The sequence below is a fragment of the Methylobacterium sp. WL120 genome, assembly GCF_008039465.1.
GTDB lineage: Bacteria > Pseudomonadota > Alphaproteobacteria > Rhizobiales > Beijerinckiaceae > Methylobacterium > Methylobacterium cerastii.
In genome coordinates this window covers 1-2203 of sequence record NZ_VRUT01000304.1, presented here as the reverse complement: position 1 = coordinate 2203, position 2203 = coordinate 1, and the positions used below count along the sequence as shown (strand labels likewise).

Here is a 2203-nt window from a genome sequence, read left to right as displayed (position 1 = left end):
GCCCTGCGCAAGGCGATCCGGCAGGCGATGGCCGCGCGCGCGGTGCTCGGCGCGGGCGGCGGCCTGCGGCCGCAATTCTCCCGGCTCGGCGCGGCGCTGGGCCTTCGCGCCGGCGAGACCGCCGACACCGTGACGGCGTCGATCCTGGAGGGCGGGATCGACGACGGGCCGGGCTTCGCCGCGCGCCTGCGCACCGGGAAGGCGACCGACGAGAAGCTCGCCGACGGCCTGCTCGCCGCCGACGCCGCCACCGACGCGACGGAGCGGCTCGACCTCTATCGCGCGGTGTTCTTCACCGCCAAGGACGAGCCGAAGGCCGACAAGAGCCTCGGCACCAAGGCGGTCCCCGAGGACGTGCGCGAGGCGCTGACCGCCGAGCGCGACCGGCTCGTGCCGCTGTTCGACGCCCTGCGCGGCGCCCGCGCGCTCGCCCGCACCGAGGCGCTGTTCACGCTCGCCGCCGAGATCCACCGCCGGATCGAGGCGCAGAAGGCCAAGCTCGGAGCGCTCGACTTCGACGACCTGATCCACAAGACCCTCGACCTGCTCTCGCGGGTCGACGCCGCCTGGGTGCTGTACAAGCTCGACCGCGGCGTCGACCACGTCCTCGTGGACGAGGCGCAGGACACCAACCCGCAGCAATGGCGGATCCTCGACCGGCTCACCGCCGAGTTCGCCACCGGGGCCGGCGCCCGCGAGCAGTTGCGCACGCGCTTCGCCGTCGGCGACCCGAAGCAGTCGATCTACAGCTTCCAGGGCGCCGAGCCGCGCGAGTTCGCGACCATGCACGGCAAGTGGCGGGGCGAGGCGAAGGCGGCCAAGCTCAAGTTCGAGGACGTCGCGCTGGGGCTGTCCTTCCGCTCGACCCTCGGCGTGCTGCGGGCGGTGGACGCCACCTTCGGCGTGGCCGAGCATTACGAAGGCCTCGGCTTCGAGGACAAGGCGGTCGGCACCGTCCACACCACGGCGCGGGCCGGGGCGCCGGGCACGGTCGAGCTGTGGCCGGTGGCGGAGCCCGTGGAGGAGGTCGAGCCCGACGCCTGGGCGGCGCCCGTGGACGCGCCGGAGGCCAACGCGCCTGCGATCGTCACCGCGCGCCGGATCGCCCGCGCGGTGCGGACCTGGGTCACCGCCGGCGACACCAGCGGCCGGGTCTGGCGGCCGGGCGAGGTTCTGGTGCTGGTGCGCAAGCGTGGCCCCGCCTTCGAGGAGGTGATCCGGGCGCTGAAGGGCGCCGGCGTGCCGGTGGCGGGCCAGGACCGGCTCGACGTCGGCGCGCACATCGCGGTGGCCGACTTGGTCTCGATCGGCCGGGCCGGGCTGCTGCCCGCCGACGACCTGACGCTGGCCTGCGCGCTCAAGACGCCGCTGGTCGGCCTCACCGACGACGACCTCGTCCGCATCGCCGCCGACCGCGACCGGTCCGAGACCCTGGAGGACGCGCTCGGCCGCCACGCGGCGGCCGGAGACGCGGCGGCGATCCGTGGGCGCGATGCGCTCGCCGGCTGGATCGCCGCCGCGGGCGCGCAGGGACCGTTCGGCTTCTACGCCGCCCTCCTCGGGCCGGGCGGGGGCCGGGCCGCCCTCGTCGCCCGCCTCGGCGGCGAGGCGGGCGACGCCATCGACGTGTTCCTGCTCGGGGCCGCGCAGGCGGAGGCCGGGGCCGACGCCCCCTCGCTCGCCGGCTTCCTGGCGCGCTACTGCGCCGGAGGGCGGGGCGAGGCCGGCCACACGGTCAAGCGCGACATGGAATCCGGCCGCGACGAGGTGCGGGTGATGACCGTGCACGGCGCCAAGGGCCTGGAGGCCCCGGTCGTGGTGATGATCGACGGCTGCGAGGCGCCGGGCGGCAACGACCCGCCGCTGCTCGCGATGCCGGGCGACGTGCCGCCGGTGTGGTCGACCGCGAAACCCTACGATTCCGAGGCGATCGGCGCCGCGCGCGAGACCCTGCACGTGCGGGCCCGGGAGGAGCACAACCGCCTGCTCTACGTGGCGATGACGCGGGCCGCCGACCGGCTCGTGGTCGCGCCCTTCCGCGGCCAGACGCCGGTGGGGCCGACCGCCTGGTGCGAGATGATCCGCACCGGGATGGTGCAGGCGTTCGGCGAGGGCGAGGCGGTGGAGACCGCCTACGGCCCGGTCACCCTGTGGCGGGACGGGACCGGCCCGGAGACCGGCACGGCGCCGGCCGAGCCGGCGC

1 protein-coding gene is annotated in these 2203 nt (G+C 76.1%); it reads left to right on the top strand.

Translation table 11 applies throughout. From position 1 onward, the window contains the following. Positions 1-2203, top strand: a 2203-nt coding sequence (locus FV229_RS26550; RefSeq protein ID WP_147754773.1) for a UvrD-helicase domain-containing protein, incomplete at both ends; no start/stop codon positions are given.